Source organism: Jiangella alba (assembly GCF_900106035.1).
GTDB lineage: Bacteria > Actinomycetota > Actinomycetes > Jiangellales > Jiangellaceae > Jiangella > Jiangella alba.
The window spans coordinates 2,470,322-2,488,457 of record NZ_FNUC01000004.1 but is presented as its reverse complement, the minus strand read 5'-3'; the positions used below and the strand labels follow the sequence as shown (position 1 = coordinate 2,488,457).

The window sequence follows — 18,136 nt, the reverse complement described above, 5'->3', positions numbered from 1 at the left end:
GCGCCGTTACTGACCTGCAACCCAACTGGGGCGGCAGGCTACGAAATCACAACGGATCGGACACGAACCTTCCGGGAAATTCTCCTGTCTAATCCGTCTTGGACAGGACGGAAAACGTTCGGCGCACCCCCAATGCTGCGGCGGCGATTCCGATTCCACCCACGATGAATGGCAGCCGGAGGTCGACCGCGCCGAGCAGGCCGCCGGCCAGCGTGCCGAGTGGCATCAGCCCCCAGCCGAAGGCCCGCCACGCGCCGTGAGTACGGCCGAGCAGCCGGCTCGGCACCAGCTCCTGGCGGATGGTGACGCTGAGGACGTTCCACCCCGCGACACTGAGCCCGGCGCCGACCATGCCGGCGGCCGCGGCCACCGGGTGCGGCACGAACCCGCACAGCGCGTACGACGCGCCGGTCACCAGCACGGACGTGATCATCAGCGGTTCACGGCCCCACCGCTGGACCAGCCGGGGCACGAGCAACGCGCCGAGCACGGCGCCGACGGCCGCCGCCATGGCGAACAGGCCGTACACGGCGTCGGGCAGGCCGAGCTCGTCCAGGACATAGAGGACGAAGACCGCCTGGGCCAGCGCGTTGAACACCGCGAGCACGATGTTGACCGCCCACAGCCGGCTCAGCACCGGGTGGCCGAGCAGGAACCTGATGCCCTCGGCCAGCGACCGGCGGGTCAGCGGCTCCTTCGGCTCGAGGTCGGCGCGCGGCGGCCGGGCGGCGCTCACCGGCAGCGTCAGGACGAGGACGGCGGCGACCACGTAGCCGGCGGAGTGCACGACGAACGGCAGCGCGGCCGCCACCGCGAACAGCACCCCGGCCAGCGGCGCGGCGACGAAGTTCTGGGCGACGACCTCGGTGGCCTGGAACCGGCTGTTGGCCCGGACCAGGCCGTCGCGCCCGGCCACGGCCGGCACCATGGCCTGCAGCGAGCCGTCGGCCACGGTCTCGAACGCGCCGAACACGAACACCGCGCCGATGAGCACGGCGATGACCATGTGGTCGGTCGCGACCAACAGGCACACCGCGGCCGCGACCACCGCGCGCACGCCGCAGGCGACGGCCGCGACCCGGCGCCGGTCGAAGCGATCGACGACGCTGCCGGACAGCACGCCGAACAGCAGCCACGGCAGGAACTGCGCGACGCCGACCACGGAGATGATGACGGGATCGCGGGTCAGCGAGGCGGCCAGCAGCGGCGCGGCCGTGGCCGCGAACCCGTCGGACAGGTTGGCGCCGGTGCCGGCGCCCCACAACCGGCCGAACGCCGGCCCGAGCCCGCGGGCCGGCGCGGTGGCGACCGTCACGGGAGGTCCTGGCCGGCGACCGGGAAGGTGTGCACCTGCACCTCGACGATGCGGGCGTCGTCGCCACCCTCAGGCTCGCGGCCGTCGGTCCGTTCGTGCCAGGCGTCGAGGACCGCGACGAGGTCGTTGCTGAGCGCGGCCAGCTCGTCGACCCGCAGCCGCAGGTGCGCCGTCGAGTTGACGGTGGCCTGGCCCCACTCGCGCGGGACCTGGAGGTAACCGGCCGACAGCCAGTGCCCGAGGCGGGCCGACTGCACGCGCCGGAACTCGTCGACCACCAGCCGGGCGGCCTCGCCGCTGCCGCCGCCGGACAGCTCGTAGCTGTCGAGCTCGGTGCCGCCGGGGTAGGCGCGCCAGTACCGCTCGCGGCCGGCCCCGCGGGTGGGGTCTTCCTCGACGAACCCGTGCTTGGCCAGCTGCCGCAGGTGGTAGCTGGTGGAGCCGGTGCTCTCGGCGAACCGCTCGGCCAGCATGGTGGCCGTGGCCGGGCCGTACGTGACCAGCGCGTCGTAGAGCTGCACGCGCAGCGGGTGCGCGAGCCCGCGCAGCGTGGTGACGTCGATGCGACGTCTCGGTGCCTCCGGCATGCCCGCACGGTAACCAATGCCAACACTTCTTTGCAAGCATGTGTTTGCATGCTGTCGCCATTTACACAACAAGATCGTCCGGAAAATCAAGAGAACTGCCGTGTGACGTTCATCCCATCGCAGACAACCCCTGGATTCGGGGCCGCACCCGTGCGAGGCTGCCGCCTATCGCGACCGCCGACGCTCGCGGGAGGCAGTGATGGGAGTGTCCGAGAGCCGGGCCGCAGTGGCCGAGGCCGTGTCCGCGCTCGACGCGGCGGTGGCCACCCTGCGACTCCATTACGGCGACACCCTCGGCGTCCGGCGGCTGGTCAGCGACGTGGTCCGGCTCGGCGACGACCTTGCCGAGCTCGGCGAGCCGCAGCCCGGCCACCGGCCGCATCCGGTCAGGCAGCTGGAGATCGTCCCTGACGAGCCGTACGACCCGAGCATGTGGGCCGGCGCCGAGGACGAAGGCCTGGGCGCCCCCGACCGGCGGGCCCCATGACCGGCTGACCGCCGCCGCGCGAGGCCGCAACCGTCCCCGTCCCCCTCCCCGTTCTCTGAAAAGAGCGTTCAGAAGACATGGCCGCCCCCACCGGAATCAAGTCTCCGACCCGGGCCCGAATCGCCGCCCGCACCCTGCGCACGGACCGCTGGTGGCTCTACCCCACGTTCACCGCGCTGGTGCTGCTCGCCTTCGTGGTCTACGCGACGTACCGGGCCTTCTCCGGACAGCACTACTTCGCCGAGCCGTACCTGACGCCGCTCTACTCGCCGTGCGTCACGACGGAATGCGTCGACGGCTCCCGCCACCTGGGCACCTGGGTGGGCGACTGGTGGCCGTTCTCGCCGGCGGTGCTGATCCTCGTCATCCCGCTGAGCCTGCGGCTGACCTGCTACTACTACCGCAAGGCCTACTACCGCTCGTTCTGGATGTCGCCGCCGGCCTGCGCCGTCGGCGAGCCGCACCGCCGCTACACCGGCGAGACGCGGTTCCCGCTGATCCTGCAGAACGTGCACCGCTACGCGCTGTACATCGCGCTGGCGTACAACGTGCTGCTGACCTACGACGCGGTCATGAGCTTCAAGTCGCCCGAGGGCGAGTGGGGGCACATGGGGCTGGGCTCGTTGATCCTCGTGGTCAACGCGGTGCTGCTGGGTCTGTACAGCCTGTCGTGCCACTCGTGCCGGCACATCATCGGCGGACGGCTGCGCAACTTCTCCAAGCACCCGGTGCGGTACCGCCTCTGGGGCGGGGTATCGGTCCTCAACGGGCGGCACGCGCAGCTGGCGTGGGCGTCCCTGGTCTGGGTGGCCTTCACCGACTTCTACATCTGGATGGTCGCGTCCGGCACCTGGTCCGACCCGCGGTTCTTCTGAGGAGCAGAGCGACACCATGGCTGAAATCGAACGCCACAGCTTCGACGTGCTCGTGGTCGGCGCCGGCGGCGCCGGGCTGCGGGCGGCCATCGCGGCCCACGACGCGGGCGCGAAGGTCGGCATCGTCTGCAAGTCACTGCTGGGCAAGGCGCACACCGTCATGGCCGAGGGCGGCATCGCCGCCGCCATGGCGAACGTGTGGAAAGAGGACAACTGGCAGGTGCATTTCCGCGACACCATGCGTGGCGGGAAGATGCTCAACCACTGGCGGATGGCGCAGTTGCACGCGCAGGAGGCGCCCGACCGCGTCCGCGAGCTGGAGGAGTGGGGAGCGCTGTTCGACCGCACCCCCGACGGCCTGATCTCGCAGCGCGACTTCGGCGGCCACCGCTACGCCCGGCTGGCGCACGTCGGCGACCGCACCGGCCTCGAGCTGATCCGCACGCTGCAGCAGCGCGCCGTGGCCCTCGGCATCGAGGTGTTCATGGAGTGCACCGTCACGAAGCTGGTGAAGAGCGACGGCCGCATCGCCGGCGCGTTCGGCTACTGGCGCGAGTCGGGCCGGTTCATCGCCTTCGACGCGCCGTCGGTCGTGCTGGCCACCGGCGGCATCGGCAAGTCGTACAAGGTGACGTCGAACTCGTGGGAGTACACCGGCGACGGTCACGCGCTGGCGCTGGAGGCCGGCGCCAGCCTGGTGAACATGGAGTTCGTCCAGTTCCACCCGACGGGCATGGTCTGGCCGCCGTCGGTGAAGGGGATCCTGGTCACCGAGTCGGTCCGCGGTGACGGCGGCGTGCTGCGCAACAGCGAGGGCCGCCGGTTCATGTTCGACTACATCCCCGAGTTCTTCAAGGCCGAGACGGCGGACTCCGAGGAGGAGGCCGACCGCTGGTACGAGGACAAGACGAACAACCGCCGGCCACCGGAGCTGCTCCCCCGCGACGAAGTCGCCCGCGCCATCAACGCCGAGGTCAAGGCCGGTCGCGGCTCACCGCACGGCGGCGTGTTCCTCGACATCGCCTCGCGCCGCACGCCCGAGTACATCCGCCGCCGGCTGCCGTCGATGTACCACCAGTTCAAGGAGCTGGCCGACGTCGACATCACGGCCGAGCCGATGGAGGTCGGCCCGACCTGCCACTACGTCATGGGCGGCGTGGCGGTCGACCCCGACACCGGCGAGTCGTCGGTCGAGGGCCTGTACGCCGCGGGCGAAGTGGCCGGAGGCATGCACGGCGCCAACCGCCTGGGTGGCAACTCGCTCTCCGACCTGCTGGTCTTCGGCCGGCGGACGGGGCTCAACGCGGCCTACGCGGTGGTCCGGCGCGGGGACCGGCCGACGATCAGCGACGAGGAGATCCGCGCGGCGTCCGAGCACGCGCTGGCGCCGTTCAGCATCGAGGGCGGCGAGAACCCGTACACCGTCCAGCACGACCTCCAGGAGGTCATGCACAACCTGGTCGGCATCATCCGCACCGCCGAGGAGATGGAGCGGGCGCTGACCCAGCTGGCCGGTCTGCGCGAGCGGATCACCCGGCTCAGCGTCGAGGGGCACCGTCAGTACAACCCGGGCTGGCACCTGGCGCTGGACCTGCGCAACATGCTGCGGGTCAGCGAGTGCATCGCGCGGGCGGCGCTGGAGCGCACGGAGAGCCGCGGCGGGCACACCCGCAACGACTACCCCGCCACCGACGACGCCTGGGGCAAGCTCAACCTGCACTGCCGCCTCGACGGCGAGGCCGTCGGCATCACCCGCGAGCCGCTGCCCCAGATGCCCGACGACCTGCGCGAGCTCTTCAACTAGATGTGATCGCCGAGGAGGCGTGAAGTGGGATACGACCTGAAGATGAAGGTGTGGCGGGGCGACGCCACCGGCGGGGACCTGGTGGACTACACCGTCCCCGTCGAGGAGGGCGAGGTGGTCCTCGACGCACTGCACCGCATCCAGGCCACGCAGTCCGGCGACCTCGCGGTGCGGTGGAACTGCAAGGCCGGCAAGTGCGGCTCGTGCAGCACCGAGATCAACGGCCGGCCGCGGCTGGCCTGCATGACCCGGCTGTCGACGTTCGAGGAGGGCGAGACGGTGACGGTGACGCCGCTGCGCACCTTCCCCGTCGTCCGCGACCTCGTCACCGACGTCTCGTACAACTACAAGGTGGCCGAGACGGTCCCGGCGTTCGCGCCGGAGCCGCGGCCGGCCGACGGCCAGTACCGCATGCAGCAGGTCGACGTCGAGCGCGGCCAGGAGTTCCGCAAGTGCATCGAGTGCTTCCTGTGCCAGGACGTGTGTCACGTCATCCGTGACCACGAGGAGAACAAGCAGTCCTTCTCCGGCCCGCGCTTCTTCCTGCGCTACGCCGAGCTGGAGATGCACCCGCTGGACACCAACGACCGCCGTGAGCTGGCGCGCGAGCAGGCCGGCATCGGCATGTGCAACATCACCAAGTGCTGCACCGAGGTGTGCCCGGAGGGCATCCACATCACCGACAACGCGATCATCCCGATGAAGGAGCGCGTCGTCGACCGGTCCTACGACCCGGTCACCTGGCTCGGCCGGAAGATCTTCCGCCGCGACCAGCTGCCCGAGGCGCAGGTCCCCCAGTCGCAGACGGAGTGACGATGCTCGACGACGACGAGATCCGGGCAGCCCTCGAAGGGCTGCCCGGCTGGGCCGGCGACCGGTCCGGCATCAGCCGCACGGTCGAGGCGCCCGACTTCCCGACCGGCGTCCGCGTCGTCGACGAGGTCGCGGTGGCGGCCGAGGCGGCCGACCACCACCCCGACATCGACATCCGCTGGCGGAAGGTGACGTTCACCTTGGTCACCCACTCCGAGGGCGGCGTGACGCGGAAGGACACCGACCTCGCCGGTGTCATCAGCGACATCGCGGAGCGGCACGGGGCACGGTAGCGTCCCGACATGGACGTCATCGAGTACACGCCGCGCGAGCAGTACGCCTACACCTTCGGCGGCGTGGCCCCGGTGCTGCGTGTCAAGCCGGGCACCGCGCTGCGGCTGTGGTCCGACGACGCGTTCGGCGGCGTCCTGCGCTCGCCCGACGACCTCTCCAGCGCCAAGGTCGACCTCCGGTTCGTCAACCCGCAGACCGGGCCGTTCTACGTCGAGGGCGCCGAGCCGGGCGACACCCTGGTGCTGCACCTGGCCGCGCTCGAGCCGGCCCGCGACTGGGGCGCGTCGGCGGCCATCCCGTTCTTCGGCGGCATGACCAGCACCGACCGCGTCGTCACGCTGCAAGAGGCGCTGCCCGACACCACCTGGATCTACGAGCTCGACCGCGACCGCGACACCGTGGCGTTCGTGGCCCGGCACAGCGACCACCGCATCGAGCTGCCGGTCGCGCCCATGCTCGGCACCGTCGGGGTGGCGCCGGCCGGCGGCGAGGTGCGCTCGTCGCTGGTGCCCGACCGCTTCGGCGGCAACATGGACACCCCGCAGATGCGGGCCGGCACCACGGTCTTCCTCGGCGTGAACGTCGAGGGGGCGCTGTTCTCCGTCGGCGACGGCCACTACCGCCAGGGCGAGGGCGAGGCCTGCGGCACCGCCGTCGAGGGCGCCATGACCACGACGCTCATCGTCGACCTCGTCAAGGGCGGTGCGCCGGGCTGGCCGCGGCTCGAGGACGACGCGCACTGGATGACGGTCGGGTCGAGCCGCCCGCTGGAAGACTCCTGGCGCATCGGTAACGCCGAGCTGGTGCACTGGGTCGCCGAGTTGTACGGCCTGCACACCATGGACGCCTACCAGCTGTGCTCGCAGCTGGCCGAGGCGCCCATCGCCAACGTCGTCGACGCCAACTACAGCGTCGTGGTCAAGGCGGCGAAGGCGCTGCTGCCGGCCGCCGACGCGTTCGGCGGCATCCACGCCGACCTGCGGACCCGCGCTCTGACCCTCCACTGACGAAAGGCCTGCCATGGATCTGCAGCTCAACGGCGCTCGCGTCCTCGTCACCGGCGGCACCCGCGGCATCGGCCGGGCCATCGTCGAGGCGTTCCTCGACGAAGGCGCCACGGTCGGCTTCTGCGCGCGCGACGCCGACGCCGTCAGCGCCACGCAGCAGGCGCTCGCCGGCCGCGGCGACGTCACCGGCAGCGTGGTCGACGTCGGCGACGGCGAGGCGCTCGCCGCGTGGGTCGACCGGTCGGCCGCGGCGTTCGGCGGCCTCGACACCGTGGTGGCGAACGTCAGCGCGCTGGCCATCCCCGACACCGAGGAGAACTGGCAGCTCAGCCTGAACGTCGACGTCATGCACACGGTCCGGCTGGTCCGGGCGGCGCTCCCGCACCTCGAGCGCTCGTCGATGCCGTCGATCATCGCCATCTCCAGCGTGTCGGGCCGCGAGTCCGACTTCGCCTCCGGGCCGTACGGCACGGCCAAGACCGCCATCCTCGGCTACGTCAGCGGGCTGGCCCTGCAGCTGGCCGAGAAGGGCATCCGCGCCAACGCCGTGTCGCCCGGCAACACCTACTTCGACGGCGGTGTCTGGGCGAGCATCGAGACCGGCAACCCCGGCCTCTACCAGACGGCGGTGGGCCTCAACCCGACCGGCCACATGGGCACGCCGCAGGAGATCGCCGCGCCGGTGGTCTTCCTCGCCAGCCCTGTGGCCGGCCGCGTCAGCGGCGCCAACCTCGTCGTCGACGGCGCCCTGACCCGAGGCATCCAGGTCTAGTTCAGGCGTGCCGCAGCACGCTGACGGCGAAGTCGGCGTCGTCGTGCCAGGCGCGGAGGTCCCAGGTGGCGAAGCGGTGCTCCAGCCGCAGCCCGGCGTCGGCGGCGTAGCGGTCGAAGTCGGCCAGGGCGAGGTGCCGGTTGGTGTGGAAGCCGGCCACCACGAAGCCGTCCGGCACGACGTGCGCGCCGACCCGCCGCAGCACCTCGGTCTCCGTCCCCGGGGCGACGAACACCAGCACGTTGCCGGCCAGGACGGCGCCGTCGAAGGTCTCGCCGAGGTCCAGCTCGGAGAGGTCGCCGACGAGGTAGCGCGGACCCGGATAGTCGGTCCGCGCCGCCTCGATCAGCGCGGGGTCGACGTCGACGCCGACGACGATGTGACCGCGTTCGTGCAGGGCGGCGGAGATGCGCCCGGTGCCGCTGCCGGCGTCGAGGACACGTGCGCCGCGCGGCAGCATGGCGTCGACCAGCCGCGCCTCACCGGCGAGGTCGGCGCCGTCGGCCGCGAGCTTGCGGAACCGCTCGATGTACCACTGCGAGTGGCCCTCTTTGGTCTCGGACAACCAGCGCGTCGGCTTCGCCACCCCACCATCACATCACGCGAGCACCAGCCCGATGAGGTCGGGACTGAACCGGACACCGCTGGAGTCGACCTGCTTGTCGACGACGGTGAAGCGGACGGTGTGCCGGCCGCGGCCGAGCGCGACCCGGCCGACCCGCTCGGTCCGGAAGGACCGCACCGACACCGTCGACGTGTCGATCGGGCCGCCCAGCCGGGTGCCGTCGACGTCGATGACGACGACCCCGCCGTTGGGCAGGTGCCGGAACCGCGCGTCGAGGTCGTACTGGCCGCCCCGCGTGATCTCGATGGTGGCCTCGACGTACTGGTCGTAGTCGGTGGCCAGCACCTCGACGCGGGCGCCGCCGCTGGCGTTCGGGTCGGCCGGGCGGTTGACGGTGACGCCGGGCGTCGCGGTCAGCGGCAGCGACTCGACCTCGAACGACAGCCGCGTCGCCGGGCCGCGGCGGCCGGTGTCGGCGCCGGACGTCAGCCAGGCGAGGTCGAACGTCGCGAACACGATGTCGCGCGAGAAGCTGGTCGTCACGCCCGGGACGTGCTCGCGCCCGTACAGCACGCCGACGCGCCCGTCGGGCAGCGCGACGGTGTCGGAGTACGACGCCGGGCCCTCGGTCAGGACCCGGCTGTACGGCCAGCTCATGCCCTCGTCGTAGGAGATCGAGACGGTCATGTTCCGCCGGGTCGGCGAGTCGGTGCGCGAGAACACGAGGCGGCTGTCCTCCCGCGCGCCCAGCCCGGTGAGCCGGGCGATGCCGGTGTCGATCGCGTTGACCGGCCGGGTCGCCGCGTCCAGCACCGGCGGCGACCAGGTGGCGCCGCGGTCGGTGCTGACGGAGACGATGCGCGGGTGCGTGCCGCCGGAGGCGTACCGGCCGAGCACCACCAGTGCGCCGTCCGGCCGCTCGATCAGCCGCGCCTCGTTCAGCGGGTAGGCGCCGTCCAGCGGGACGCCGCCGCCGGCCTGCCAGCCGGCGCCGCCGTCGTCACTGTGGATGACGGTGACGCCGTAGCGCCGCTCGGCGACCGGGAACGCGATGGCGCGGCGGTGCCAGACCTGCAGCATCAGGCGGCCGTCGGCCAGCTGCAGGCCGTGGCCGGGGCCGGGCATGTGCAGCGTCTGCCCGTTCGGGTCGCCGTCGAACAAGTGGGTCAGATCGGTGGGCTCGGACCACGTCTCGCCGTCGTCGTCGCTGGTCACGACGTACAACCGGGAGCTGTCCGGGGATCCGCCGGTGTTGCCGGCGTCGCGGAAGCACTCGGCGTGGAACAGGAAGATCCGGCCGGACTCGCGGTCGACCAGCGGCGTCGGGTTGATGAAGGACTGGACGCCGTCGGAGCGGCGCACGTAGCCGAGTGGGCCCCACGTCCGGCCACCGTCGCGGCTGCGGCGGACGGCGAGATGGTGAGGGTCGGAGTCGTGCGGGCCGATGCGGGCCTCGGCGAAGGCCAGCACGGAGCCGGCCACCGTCGTCGTCAGGCCGAAGACGTGGAAGACGGCCAGGCCGTCGTCGCCGGCCTGGAACACCAGCGACTCCTGGAACTCGCCCTCGGCGGGGCCGGCGGCGGCGAACGACGGCGTGGCCGAGGCCAGCACGCCGGCGGCGGCGGTGCCGAGAACGAGGGTGCGACGGCTGATCGAAGTGCCTTCCATGGCGAGCTCCTTTGGTCGAGTCGCTCCGGCCCGCTTTGCAATGAGCACCACTACGCACCACTGCGGGCCGGTGCGTATGTGTGCTCATTGCAAAGCGGCGGGGGTCAACGGGGGGCGATCAGGTGGGCGTCGAGCGGGCGGAGCAGGTCCAGCAGCCCGGCGCGTTCGGCCGGGCTCGCGGGGACGAACGGGGCCGCGACGTGCGGCGGGCACAGGCCGCGGGCGGCGAGGACGGCCTTGACGGCGGGCACGCCCCGGCGGACGGTGTGCAGCGCGAGCACGCGGTCGGAGGTCTCCTGCGCGGCGTCGGCGGCGGCAGTGCGCCCGGCCCGGTACGCGTCGTACAGCTCCACGCACAGCACCGGCGCGAGGTTCGCGATGCCGGGCACGATGCCGTCGGCGCCCGCCTCCAGCCCGGCGACCAGCTGCGTCTCCGAGCCCTGGCTGACCCCGACGTCGGGGCGGCGGCGGGCCGCGGCGACCAGGTGGCCCAGCAGCGCGAGGTCGCCGGAGCTGTCCTTGATGCCGATGACGTGCGGCATCGCCAGCACCTCGTCGAGCACCGGGGGCGTCATCGGCACGCTGTAACTCGGCACGTTGTACGCGACCACCGGTATGCCGAGATCGGCGAACGCGGCGAAGTGGGCGACCACCTCGTCGTCGCGGTGCTTGAAGTAGATCGGCGGGCTGACGACGAGCGCGTCCGGCTCGGCCAGGCGCACGGCGGCGGCCCGCTCGAGCGCCTCGGCGGTGCCGGCCGCCGTCACGTTGACCAGCACCGGTCCGTCGCCGGTCAGCTCGCGCCAGCGCGCAGCGACACCGGCGGCGAACTCCGTCAGGGACGACGTCGGCAGCAGCGGGCCCTCGCCGTTGCTGCCGAACAGCATGAGGCTGCGCGCGCCGGCCTGCGCCAGCGCGTCGAGCAGGTCGTAGGCCGCGGCGGCAGACGGCTCGCCGGGCGCGCTCATGGGCGTCACCAGCGGGACCATGACGCCGCCGAGGAGGTCTCGGCCATTCATGTCAGTACCCCTTCACCTGCGGCCAGGCCAGCTCGACGCCGTCGGTCGCCAGCTCGTCCTGGAACGCGGCCAGCCGGTCGCCGGACTCGTGCACCTGACCCGGCTCCAGCCCGCCGGCCAGGCAGTGCGCGGCCAGCGCGCCGGCCACCTCGCCGACGTTCCACTCCACCGGGTGCAGCCGGTAGCAGCCGTTGGTGATGTGCGTCGTGCCGATGTTCTTGCCGGCCGGCAGCAGGTTGCGCACCCGCTGCGGCAGCAACGCGCCGAGCGGGATCTGGAACGGGCTGCTGGCGACGTCGATGTAGGTGTCGCCGCCGGTCGACGGGTGCAGGTCGATGCGGTACATGCCGACGCCGACGGAGTCCGGGTACTGCACCGCTCCGGCGTCGCCGCGGACCGCCAGCGACAGGTCCTGCTCGACCACGCGCCGACGCGGCAGGATGCGCCGCGACTCGCGGATGTACGGCGCCTTCGCCAGCCCGTCCGTCGTGCCCATGACGTCGCCGCGCAGCCGCAGCCCGGGCCAGCCGGTGCCGCCGTCGGGCCGCGGCGCCTCCGTCTGCAGCCAGTAGAGCATCGACATCGACAGCTCGCGGGCACCGGCGAGGTGCTTGTCGCGCTCCTCGTCGCTGACGCCGATCAGCGGGCCGGGCAGGTAGTCGATCATCGGCCAGTTGACGACGGTGACGTCGCTGTCGGCGAAGCCGGGCCGGAACACCGACCGCGCGACGATGCGCCGGAACGCCCACAGCTCGCGGTCGCCGGGGTCCTTGGACTGGTCGGCCACGACCGGGCCGGTGTCGCCGTTGGGCAGGAACGCCCGCTCGAACGGCTGGAGCGTCCGCGGGTCCGGCGCACGCAGGCTGATCAGCGGGTTCGGCCACTTCGGCGGCTGGTACTCGCGCCAGGCGGCGTACCCGGCCGGCCGGTCGACGGTGTGGTCCTCGCCGGCCCGGTGGTCGACCGCGAACACCCACGAGAACGCCTGCATGTTGTCCGGCTTCGCCTCGTCCGGCGCGCTCGGCTCGCCGGTGTCGTGCCGCGACTCGAAGCCGGTGACGTGCTCGGTGCCGGTGAGCGGCAGCAGGTCGCCCAGCTCGGTCGCGTCCAGGACGTACAGGGCGCGCACCTCCAGCCGGTCGCCGTCCGGGCCCTCCACCACGACGGCGGTGACGCGGTCGCCGTCGACGCTGGCGGCCACCGGGCGGTGCCGGTACAGGACGCGCAGCCGGCCGGCCGCGATCCACGGCGCCACCATCGCCTCCAGCACGGCGGCGCCCACCCGCGGCTCGTGGCACAGCCGGCTGACCCGGCCCTGGCCGGGGTTGAGGTCGCGCGCCTCGCGGGCCCAGTCGGCCAGCGGGTACCAGGTGCGGTAGTAGGCCCGGATGTTCTCGCGCAGCTCGCGATAGCTGCGGGTGCTGCCGAACCGCTCGATCCAGGTGTGCTCGTCCGGCGGGACGCCCTGGCTGGTCAGCTGGCCGCCGATCCAGTCGGTCTCCTCGGTGAGCAGGACGGACCTGCCTCGCCGCAGTGCCGCGAGGGCCGCGGCGACGCCGCCGAGCCCACCGCCCACCACGAGGATGTCGGTCGTCGTTGCCGTCTCACTGCTCACGCGGGTGTTCCCTCTCTGACGAACTGGACGTGCCGGGTGCCGCCGTCGACGGTGACGGCTTGCGGCTCGCCTTGTGTGCCGGTGATGCGGATGTCCCCGGTGCCGGAGACGGTGGCGCTGACCTCGTCGGACGTACGCCGGTACGCGGTGACGACGACGCCCGGGCCGGCGTCGAGCAGGACGGCGCCGTCGAGCGTGACGACCAGGCGGTCGCCCGCCGTCACCGTCAGCCGGCCGTCGCCGAGCGGCAGGTTCGCCAGCTCGGCCGCGTGCCCGGGATGGGCGAAGCGCCAGCCGTCCGGCCGGGCCTCGGCCAGTTCGCCGAAGGCCAGGTGGGCCAGCAGCCCGCCCCACGCCATCAGCCCGTCCGAGCGCTGCTGGAACCCGGTGAGGTCCTCGCCGTCGAAGGCCGGGTAGTTCTCCCGGACCGCGCTGTGCGTCTCCCACTCGGCGAGGAACAGCTCCAGCAGCGCGCCGCTCACCGCGCGGCTGTGGTCGCGCAGGTCGTAGCGGCGCAGCCCCTGGACGGCGAGGTAGGCCATCGGCGCCCAGATGCGGCCGCGCCAGTAGGTGGCGGCGAAGCCGGAGTCGTTGCGGGCGACGCTGGGCAGCGGCCGGTCGCCGCCGAGGACGTCCGGCGCGAGCAGCGCGTCGGCGATCTCCCGCGCCGTCTCGGCCGTCGTCGGGAAGCCGCCGAGCAGCGGGTAGAGCAGCGTCGGCGAGACGTGTGGGTCGTGGCTGCCGTCGGCGCGCAGGTTGCGGTAGGCGTGCGCGTCGTCGTCCCAGAACGCCTTCGCCGCCTTGGCGCGTGCGTCGTCGGCCTCGGCGGTCAGCCGCGCGGCGGTCGCGTCGTCGCCGAGCCGGCCGGCCATGACGGCCAGCGCCTCGGCGTCGGCGACGTGCAGCGCGTTGAGGCCGGCGTCGGCGAGGTCCATGGTGTGCGTCGCGGGGTCGTAGGCCGCCTCGTCGTACATGGGCGAGTCGTCCAGGCCCGACTCGCGCTTGGTGCGGTCCAGCGTGGCCGACTCCGGGTCGCCGTCGACCGGGTCCGAGCCCCAGGCCAGCAGGCCGTGCGGGCCGATGCGGTGGGCCGACCACCAGTCGTGCCAGGCCAGCAGGGCGGGGAAGGTCGCCTCCAGCAGCCGGTGGTCGCGGGTCTCGTCCGACAGTCCCCCGGCGAGGTACGCCGACAGCACGGTCAGCGCGCCGACCGGCGGCTGCGAGCGGTCCCAGGTGGTGCCGCGCTCGTCGCTGACGCGGTTCGGGATCATCCCGGCGGCGTCGGCGAACGGGAGGATCTGGGCCAGGATGCCGCGCGCGTAGTCGCGGTCGACGACGCTCGCCACCAGCCCGGTGAAGAAGGTGTCCCAGGCGTGCAGCGCCCAGGTGCCGTAGAAGCCCTGCCGCTCGACGCTGACGAAGTCGCGCGAGGTCGGGGTGATGACGCGGTCGAGGTCCGGCGCGTGGATGGTGTTCCAGGTGACGGCCCGGGTCAGCGCGTCGGCGGCGTCGCGGTACCAGCCGCCGGACGTGGGCCGGACGGCGTCGGCGGCGGCCCGGCGCTGCTCGAGCACGGCCGCGACCTCGTTCACCGTCGCCGCCGAGTCGGCCGGCGCCACCAGGACGTCGTCGCCGCTGCGGTCCAGCCGCCAGCCGGTCGCGTCCGGCCAGTCGACGACGACGGTCCCCGCGGACTCGGCCCGCACGTACAGCTCGTCGCCCGGCCCGCCGGCCATCGTCAGCCGCAGCTCCATACCGCCGGCCTCGACCGTGACCTCGGCGAACGAGCCGTCGACGGTGTGGTGGCCGAGCCGGACCAGCCCGTCGCGCCAGGTGAAGCCGTCCAGCACGGGCGCCCCGGCGGCGTCGAGCAGGCCGAACCGGACGCGCAGCCCGGACGGCAGGTGCGTCATGCTGGTGTGGGTGCGGACGTCCCAGGTGTTCCAGCCGCGTGGGTCGGGGACCGTCATGCCGTCACCGCCGGTCCGGCGTCGTCGAGGTCGAGGGCGGCGTCCAGCAGCGCGCGGGTGTACTCGTGCTTCGGCGCCGCCAGCACCTCGGTGGCCGGGCCCTCCTCGACGATCTGCCCGCGGCGCATGACGGCGACGCGGTCGGCGATCTGGTGCACGACGCCGAGGTCGTGCGAGATGAACAGCATGGCCAGGTGGTGGGTGCGGCGCAGGTCCACCAGCAGCCGCAGGATCTGCGCCTGCACGCTGACGTCCAGCGCCGACACCGCCTCGTCGCAGACCAGCAGCCGCGGTTTGACGGCCAGCGCGCGGGCGATGCTGACCCGCTGGCACTGCCCGCCGGACAGGTCGCCGGGCCGCCGGGACGCGACGTCGGCGTCCAGGCCGACGTCGGCGAGCAGCGCGGTGACCGCCTCGTGCCGGTCGCCGTCCGGCGCCGCCGACGGGTGCGTGCGCCAGGCCTCGCCGATGATGGCGGCGATGCTCATGCGCGGGTTCAGCGACGACCGCGGGTCCTGGAACACCATCTGCACGGCGCGCTGCAGCTCGGCCGGGCGGCGCCCGACCCGCTCCAGCGGCCGGCCCTCGAACGTGACGGTGCCCGCGTCGGGCCGCTGCAGCCCGGCGACGCAGCGCGCGACGGTGGTCTTGCCCGACCCCGACTCGCCGACCAGTCCCACGGTCTCCTCGGCGGCGACGTCGAGGCTCACGCCGTCGACGGCCACGAACGGGTTGCGGCGGCGGCCGAACGTCACCCGCAGGTCGCGGATCTCCAGCAGCGTCATGGGGCGAGCACCTCCTCGGCGAAGTGGCAGGCGGCGGCCCGGCCGGGGGCGACCTCGCGCACCGCGGGAACCTCGGTGCGGCAGCGATCGCGGGCGATCGGGCAGCGCGGGTGGAACGGGCAGCCGGCCGGCCGGTTCGCCGGGGTGGCCGGCGCGCCGGGCAGCGGGTCGGCCAGCGCCGTCTTCGTCCGGACCGCCGGCACGCTGCGGACCAGCGCCTTCGTGTACGGGTGGGCCGGACGGCGCAGCACGACGGGCGCCGGGCCGCGCTCGGCGACCCGCCCGGCATACATGACGACGACCTCCGAGGCGACGTTCGCGACCACCCGCAGGTCGTGGCTGACCAGCAGCACCGACAGCCCCTCGTCCTGCTGGATCGTCTGGAGCAGCGTCAGGATGCGGGCCTGGACGGTGACGTCGAGCGCCGTCGTCGGCTCGTCGGCCAGCAGCAGCGACGGGCTGCCGGCCAGGGCCAGCGCGATCATCGCCCGCTGCCGCAGGCCGCCGGAGAACTCGTGCGGGTAGCGGTTCGCCCGCTCGGCCGGGTCCGGCACGCCGGCGCGGTCCAGCAGCTCGACCACGCGACGGCGCACCTCGGCCCGCCCGACGCCGTCGCGGCGCAGGATCTCGCCGACCTGGCGGCCGATCCGCTGCGTCGGGTTCAGCGCGGCCAGCGGGTCCTGGAAGATCATCGAGATCTCGTGGCCGCGGGCCTTCCGGCGACGCGCGCCGTCGGCGTGCAGCAGGTCCTCGCCCCGCCACAGCAGCCGGCCACCGGTACGGGCGCCGTCCGGCAGCAGCCCGATGATCGCGTTGGCGGTCATCGTCTTGCCGCTGCCGGACTCCCCGATCAGGCCGACCGTGGTGCCGGCCGGCACGTCGAACGACACGCCGTCGACCACCCGCACGTCGCCCCGCGTCCCCGGCAGGTCGACGGTCAGACCGTCGACCCGCAGCAACGCCTCGTGCTGGGCCACTGGGGCGCCTTCGGTTCGCGCCGTCCGCACCTCGCTCACGAGCCCGAGACCGTCACCGTCGAGAAGTCGGGCAGGCCGCTCGGGTCGGGGGTGAAGCCCTCGAGGTCGCTGTTCCAGGCGTAGGCCAGGCTGACCGCCATCGGGTACATGCCGACCGCGTCGCGCCAGATGATCTCACTGGCCTGGCCGTAGAGGTCGGTCCGCTCGGCCTCGTCGCTGGTGGCGCTGGCGGCGGCGAGCAGCGCGTCCAGCTCCGGGTTGCAGTAGCCGTTGCGGCCGGCCGCGCAGGTGTAGAGGCGGCCGAGGTTGCTGGCCGCGTCGTACGTCGGGGTGGCCAGCTGCTGGAAGTTGACGTCCCAGTTCAGCGCCAGCAGGTCCTCGGTGAAGACGGCTTGCTCCTTCTCCAGCGGCTCGACGGTGACGCCGATCTCGGCGAGGTCGGACACGACGGCCTGGATGAACGGGCGGAACTCGGCGTTGGCGAACTGCAGCCGCAGCGTCTGCGAGAAGTCGAAGCCGGCCGCCGTCAGCGCCGCCTGGGCCGCCTCGGGGTCGTGGCCGACCGGCTCCTGCGGCGAGTAGCCGAGCACCAGCGGCGACACCGGCGCGTCGGCGAGTGCCCCGGTCTCCGGGTAGAGCGTCGAGATGATCGTCTCGAAGTCGACCGCCTGCCACAGCGCCCGCCGCACCTCCGGCGTCGTCAGCGCCGGGATCGAGGAGTTGAACCACATCGTGTAGACGGCGGTGCTCTGCACGGTCTCGACCGTGAGGGTGTCCTCGCCCTGCAGCGCGCCCAGCTGGTCGTCGGGGATGCCCCAGACGACGTCGACCTCGCCGGTGCGCAGCGCGGTCAGGCGCGCCGACAGCTCCGGGATGTTCCGGACGGTGACGGTGTCGACCTGCGGCACGTCGCCCCAGTAGCTCTCGTTCGGCACCAGCTCGAGCGAGTCGCCCGGGGTGAACGCGCCGACGGTGAACGGGCCGGAGCCGACGGGTGCGGTGAAGAACGCGGTGTCGTCGGGCGCGACGCCGGCCGGGATGACGTAGAAGATCAGCAGCTTGCCCGGGACGGCGGCGTCGGGCGCCGGCGACGTGATGGTCACCTCGGTGTCCGACGCGGCGGTCATCGTGTACTCGGGGAAGTTGCCGGCGTTGGGGCCGTCCAGCGCGATCATCCGGTCGAACGACGCCACGACGTCCTCGGCCGTGACCGGCTCGCCGTCGCTGAACGTGGCGTCGTCGCGCAGGGTGAACGTCCACTGCGTGACGTCGGCGTTCGCCGTCCACTCCGCGGCGAGGTCGCCGACCAGCGAGCCGTCGGCCGACGGGCGGAGCAGCCGGCTGAAGACCGCCTGGCCGGCGAACTGGGTGCCGGTCGAGGCGCCCTGGGCGCCGTGCGGGTCGAGGCTCTCGATCGGGTACGTGCCGGCCGCGACGACGTCGCCGCCGGTCGCCTCGCCGGAGTCGCCCGCGTCGGAGGTGTCGTCACCGCCGCCGGAGGTCGTCGAGCAGGCCGCGAGCAGCAGCGCGGCGGCCGCGGCGACGGTCGTCGCGAGACGGCGGCCCCTGAATCGGGTCATGGG

17 protein-coding genes are annotated in these 18,136 nt (G+C 73.0%); 7 read left to right on the top strand and 10 right to left on the bottom strand.

The features are described 5' to 3' along the window. Positions 1-88: 88 nt before the first annotated feature. Together BLV02_RS29530 and BLV02_RS29525 are read right to left on the bottom strand one after the other, a co-directional pair. Complete coding sequence (locus BLV02_RS29530; RefSeq protein ID WP_069114440.1) at positions 89-1,315, bottom strand: MFS transporter; 1,227 nt, start codon at positions 1,313-1,315, stop codon at positions 89-91. Then, the gene (locus BLV02_RS29525) at positions 1,312-1,902 is read right to left on the bottom strand and encodes a winged helix-turn-helix domain-containing protein (protein WP_069114441.1); all 591 of its coding nucleotides are present in this window, start codon (positions 1,900-1,902) and stop codon (positions 1,312-1,314) included. The genes BLV02_RS29530 and BLV02_RS29525 overlap by 4 nt, the downstream gene beginning before the upstream one ends. A gap of 199 nt (positions 1,903-2,101) precedes the next feature. Between BLV02_RS29525 and BLV02_RS29520 the strand changes: the two genes are divergently transcribed. The 7 genes from BLV02_RS29520 (at position 2,102) to BLV02_RS29490 (ending at position 7,954) form a co-directional block, all read left to right on the top strand. Continuing rightward, entirely contained in the window at positions 2,102-2,389 is a 288-nt protein-coding gene (locus BLV02_RS29520; protein WP_069114442.1) for a hypothetical protein, read from the top strand. Between the two features lie 77 nt (positions 2,390-2,466). Then, positions 2,467-3,264, top strand: a complete 798-nt coding sequence (locus BLV02_RS29515) for a hypothetical protein (protein ID WP_069114443.1) — start codon at positions 2,467-2,469, stop codon at positions 3,262-3,264. 16 nt (positions 3,265-3,280) lie between these two features. Then, a complete protein-coding gene (locus BLV02_RS29510) occupies positions 3,281-5,068 on the top strand; it encodes a fumarate reductase/succinate dehydrogenase flavoprotein subunit (protein ID WP_069114444.1) in 1,788 nt (595 codons plus the stop codon). Positions 5,069-5,092: 24 nt separating this feature from the next. Continuing rightward, a complete protein-coding gene (locus BLV02_RS29505; RefSeq protein WP_069114445.1) occupies positions 5,093-5,881 on the top strand; it encodes a succinate dehydrogenase/fumarate reductase iron-sulfur subunit in 789 nt (262 codons plus the stop codon). Positions 5,882-5,883: 2 nt separating this feature from the next. After that, positions 5,884-6,174, top strand: coding sequence for a 4a-hydroxytetrahydrobiopterin dehydratase (locus BLV02_RS29500; RefSeq protein WP_069114446.1), 291 nt, complete (start codon positions 5,884-5,886; stop codon positions 6,172-6,174). 9 nt (positions 6,175-6,183) lie between these two features. Beyond that, complete coding sequence (locus BLV02_RS29495; protein ID WP_069114447.1) at positions 6,184-7,182, top strand: acetamidase/formamidase family protein; 999 nt, start codon at positions 6,184-6,186, stop codon at positions 7,180-7,182. Positions 7,183-7,195: 13 nt separating this feature from the next. Further along, positions 7,196-7,954, top strand: coding sequence for an SDR family NAD(P)-dependent oxidoreductase (locus BLV02_RS29490; RefSeq protein ID WP_069114448.1), 759 nt, complete (start codon positions 7,196-7,198; stop codon positions 7,952-7,954). A 1-nt stretch (position 7,955) separates the two neighbouring features. On the opposite strand, the gene BLV02_RS29485 is transcribed toward BLV02_RS29490, so the two are convergent. From BLV02_RS29485 to BLV02_RS29450, 8 genes are all read right to left on the bottom strand, one after another. Further along, a complete protein-coding gene (locus BLV02_RS29485; RefSeq protein WP_069114449.1) occupies positions 7,956-8,540 on the bottom strand; it encodes a class I SAM-dependent methyltransferase in 585 nt (194 codons plus the stop codon). A 12-nt stretch (positions 8,541-8,552) separates the two neighbouring features. Beyond that, complete coding sequence (locus BLV02_RS29480; protein ID WP_069114450.1) at positions 8,553-10,187, bottom strand: exo-alpha-sialidase; 1,635 nt, start codon at positions 10,185-10,187, stop codon at positions 8,553-8,555. A gap of 104 nt (positions 10,188-10,291) precedes the next feature. Beyond that, positions 10,292-11,206: a dihydrodipicolinate synthase family protein gene (locus BLV02_RS29475; protein WP_069114451.1), complete on the bottom strand. Its 915-nt coding sequence runs from the start codon at positions 11,204-11,206 to the stop codon at positions 10,292-10,294. Between the two features lies 1 nt (position 11,207). Further along, on the bottom strand, positions 11,208-12,821 hold the full coding sequence (locus BLV02_RS29470; protein WP_069114452.1) for an FAD-dependent oxidoreductase: 1,614 nt from the start codon (positions 12,819-12,821) through the stop codon (positions 11,208-11,210). Further along, positions 12,818-14,791, bottom strand: coding sequence for an MGH1-like glycoside hydrolase domain-containing protein (locus tag BLV02_RS29465; RefSeq protein ID WP_069114453.1), 1,974 nt, complete (start codon positions 14,789-14,791; stop codon positions 12,818-12,820). Before BLV02_RS29465 ends, BLV02_RS29470 begins: the two co-directional genes overlap by 4 nt. Then, positions 14,788-15,576, bottom strand: a complete 789-nt coding sequence (locus BLV02_RS29460) for an ABC transporter ATP-binding protein (protein WP_069114454.1) — start codon at positions 15,574-15,576, stop codon at positions 14,788-14,790. Before BLV02_RS29460 ends, BLV02_RS29465 begins: the two co-directional genes overlap by 4 nt. Beyond that, a complete protein-coding gene (locus BLV02_RS29455; RefSeq protein ID WP_069114455.1) occupies positions 15,573-16,553 on the bottom strand; it encodes an ABC transporter ATP-binding protein in 981 nt (326 codons plus the stop codon). The genes BLV02_RS29460 and BLV02_RS29455 overlap by 4 nt, the downstream gene beginning before the upstream one ends. A 35-nt stretch (positions 16,554-16,588) precedes the next feature. Then, positions 16,589-18,133 (bottom strand): ABC transporter substrate-binding protein, encoded by a 1,545-nt coding sequence (locus BLV02_RS29450; RefSeq protein WP_069114456.1) that lies wholly within the window; start codon positions 18,131-18,133, stop codon positions 16,589-16,591. Between the last annotated feature and the right edge of the window lie 3 nt (positions 18,134-18,136).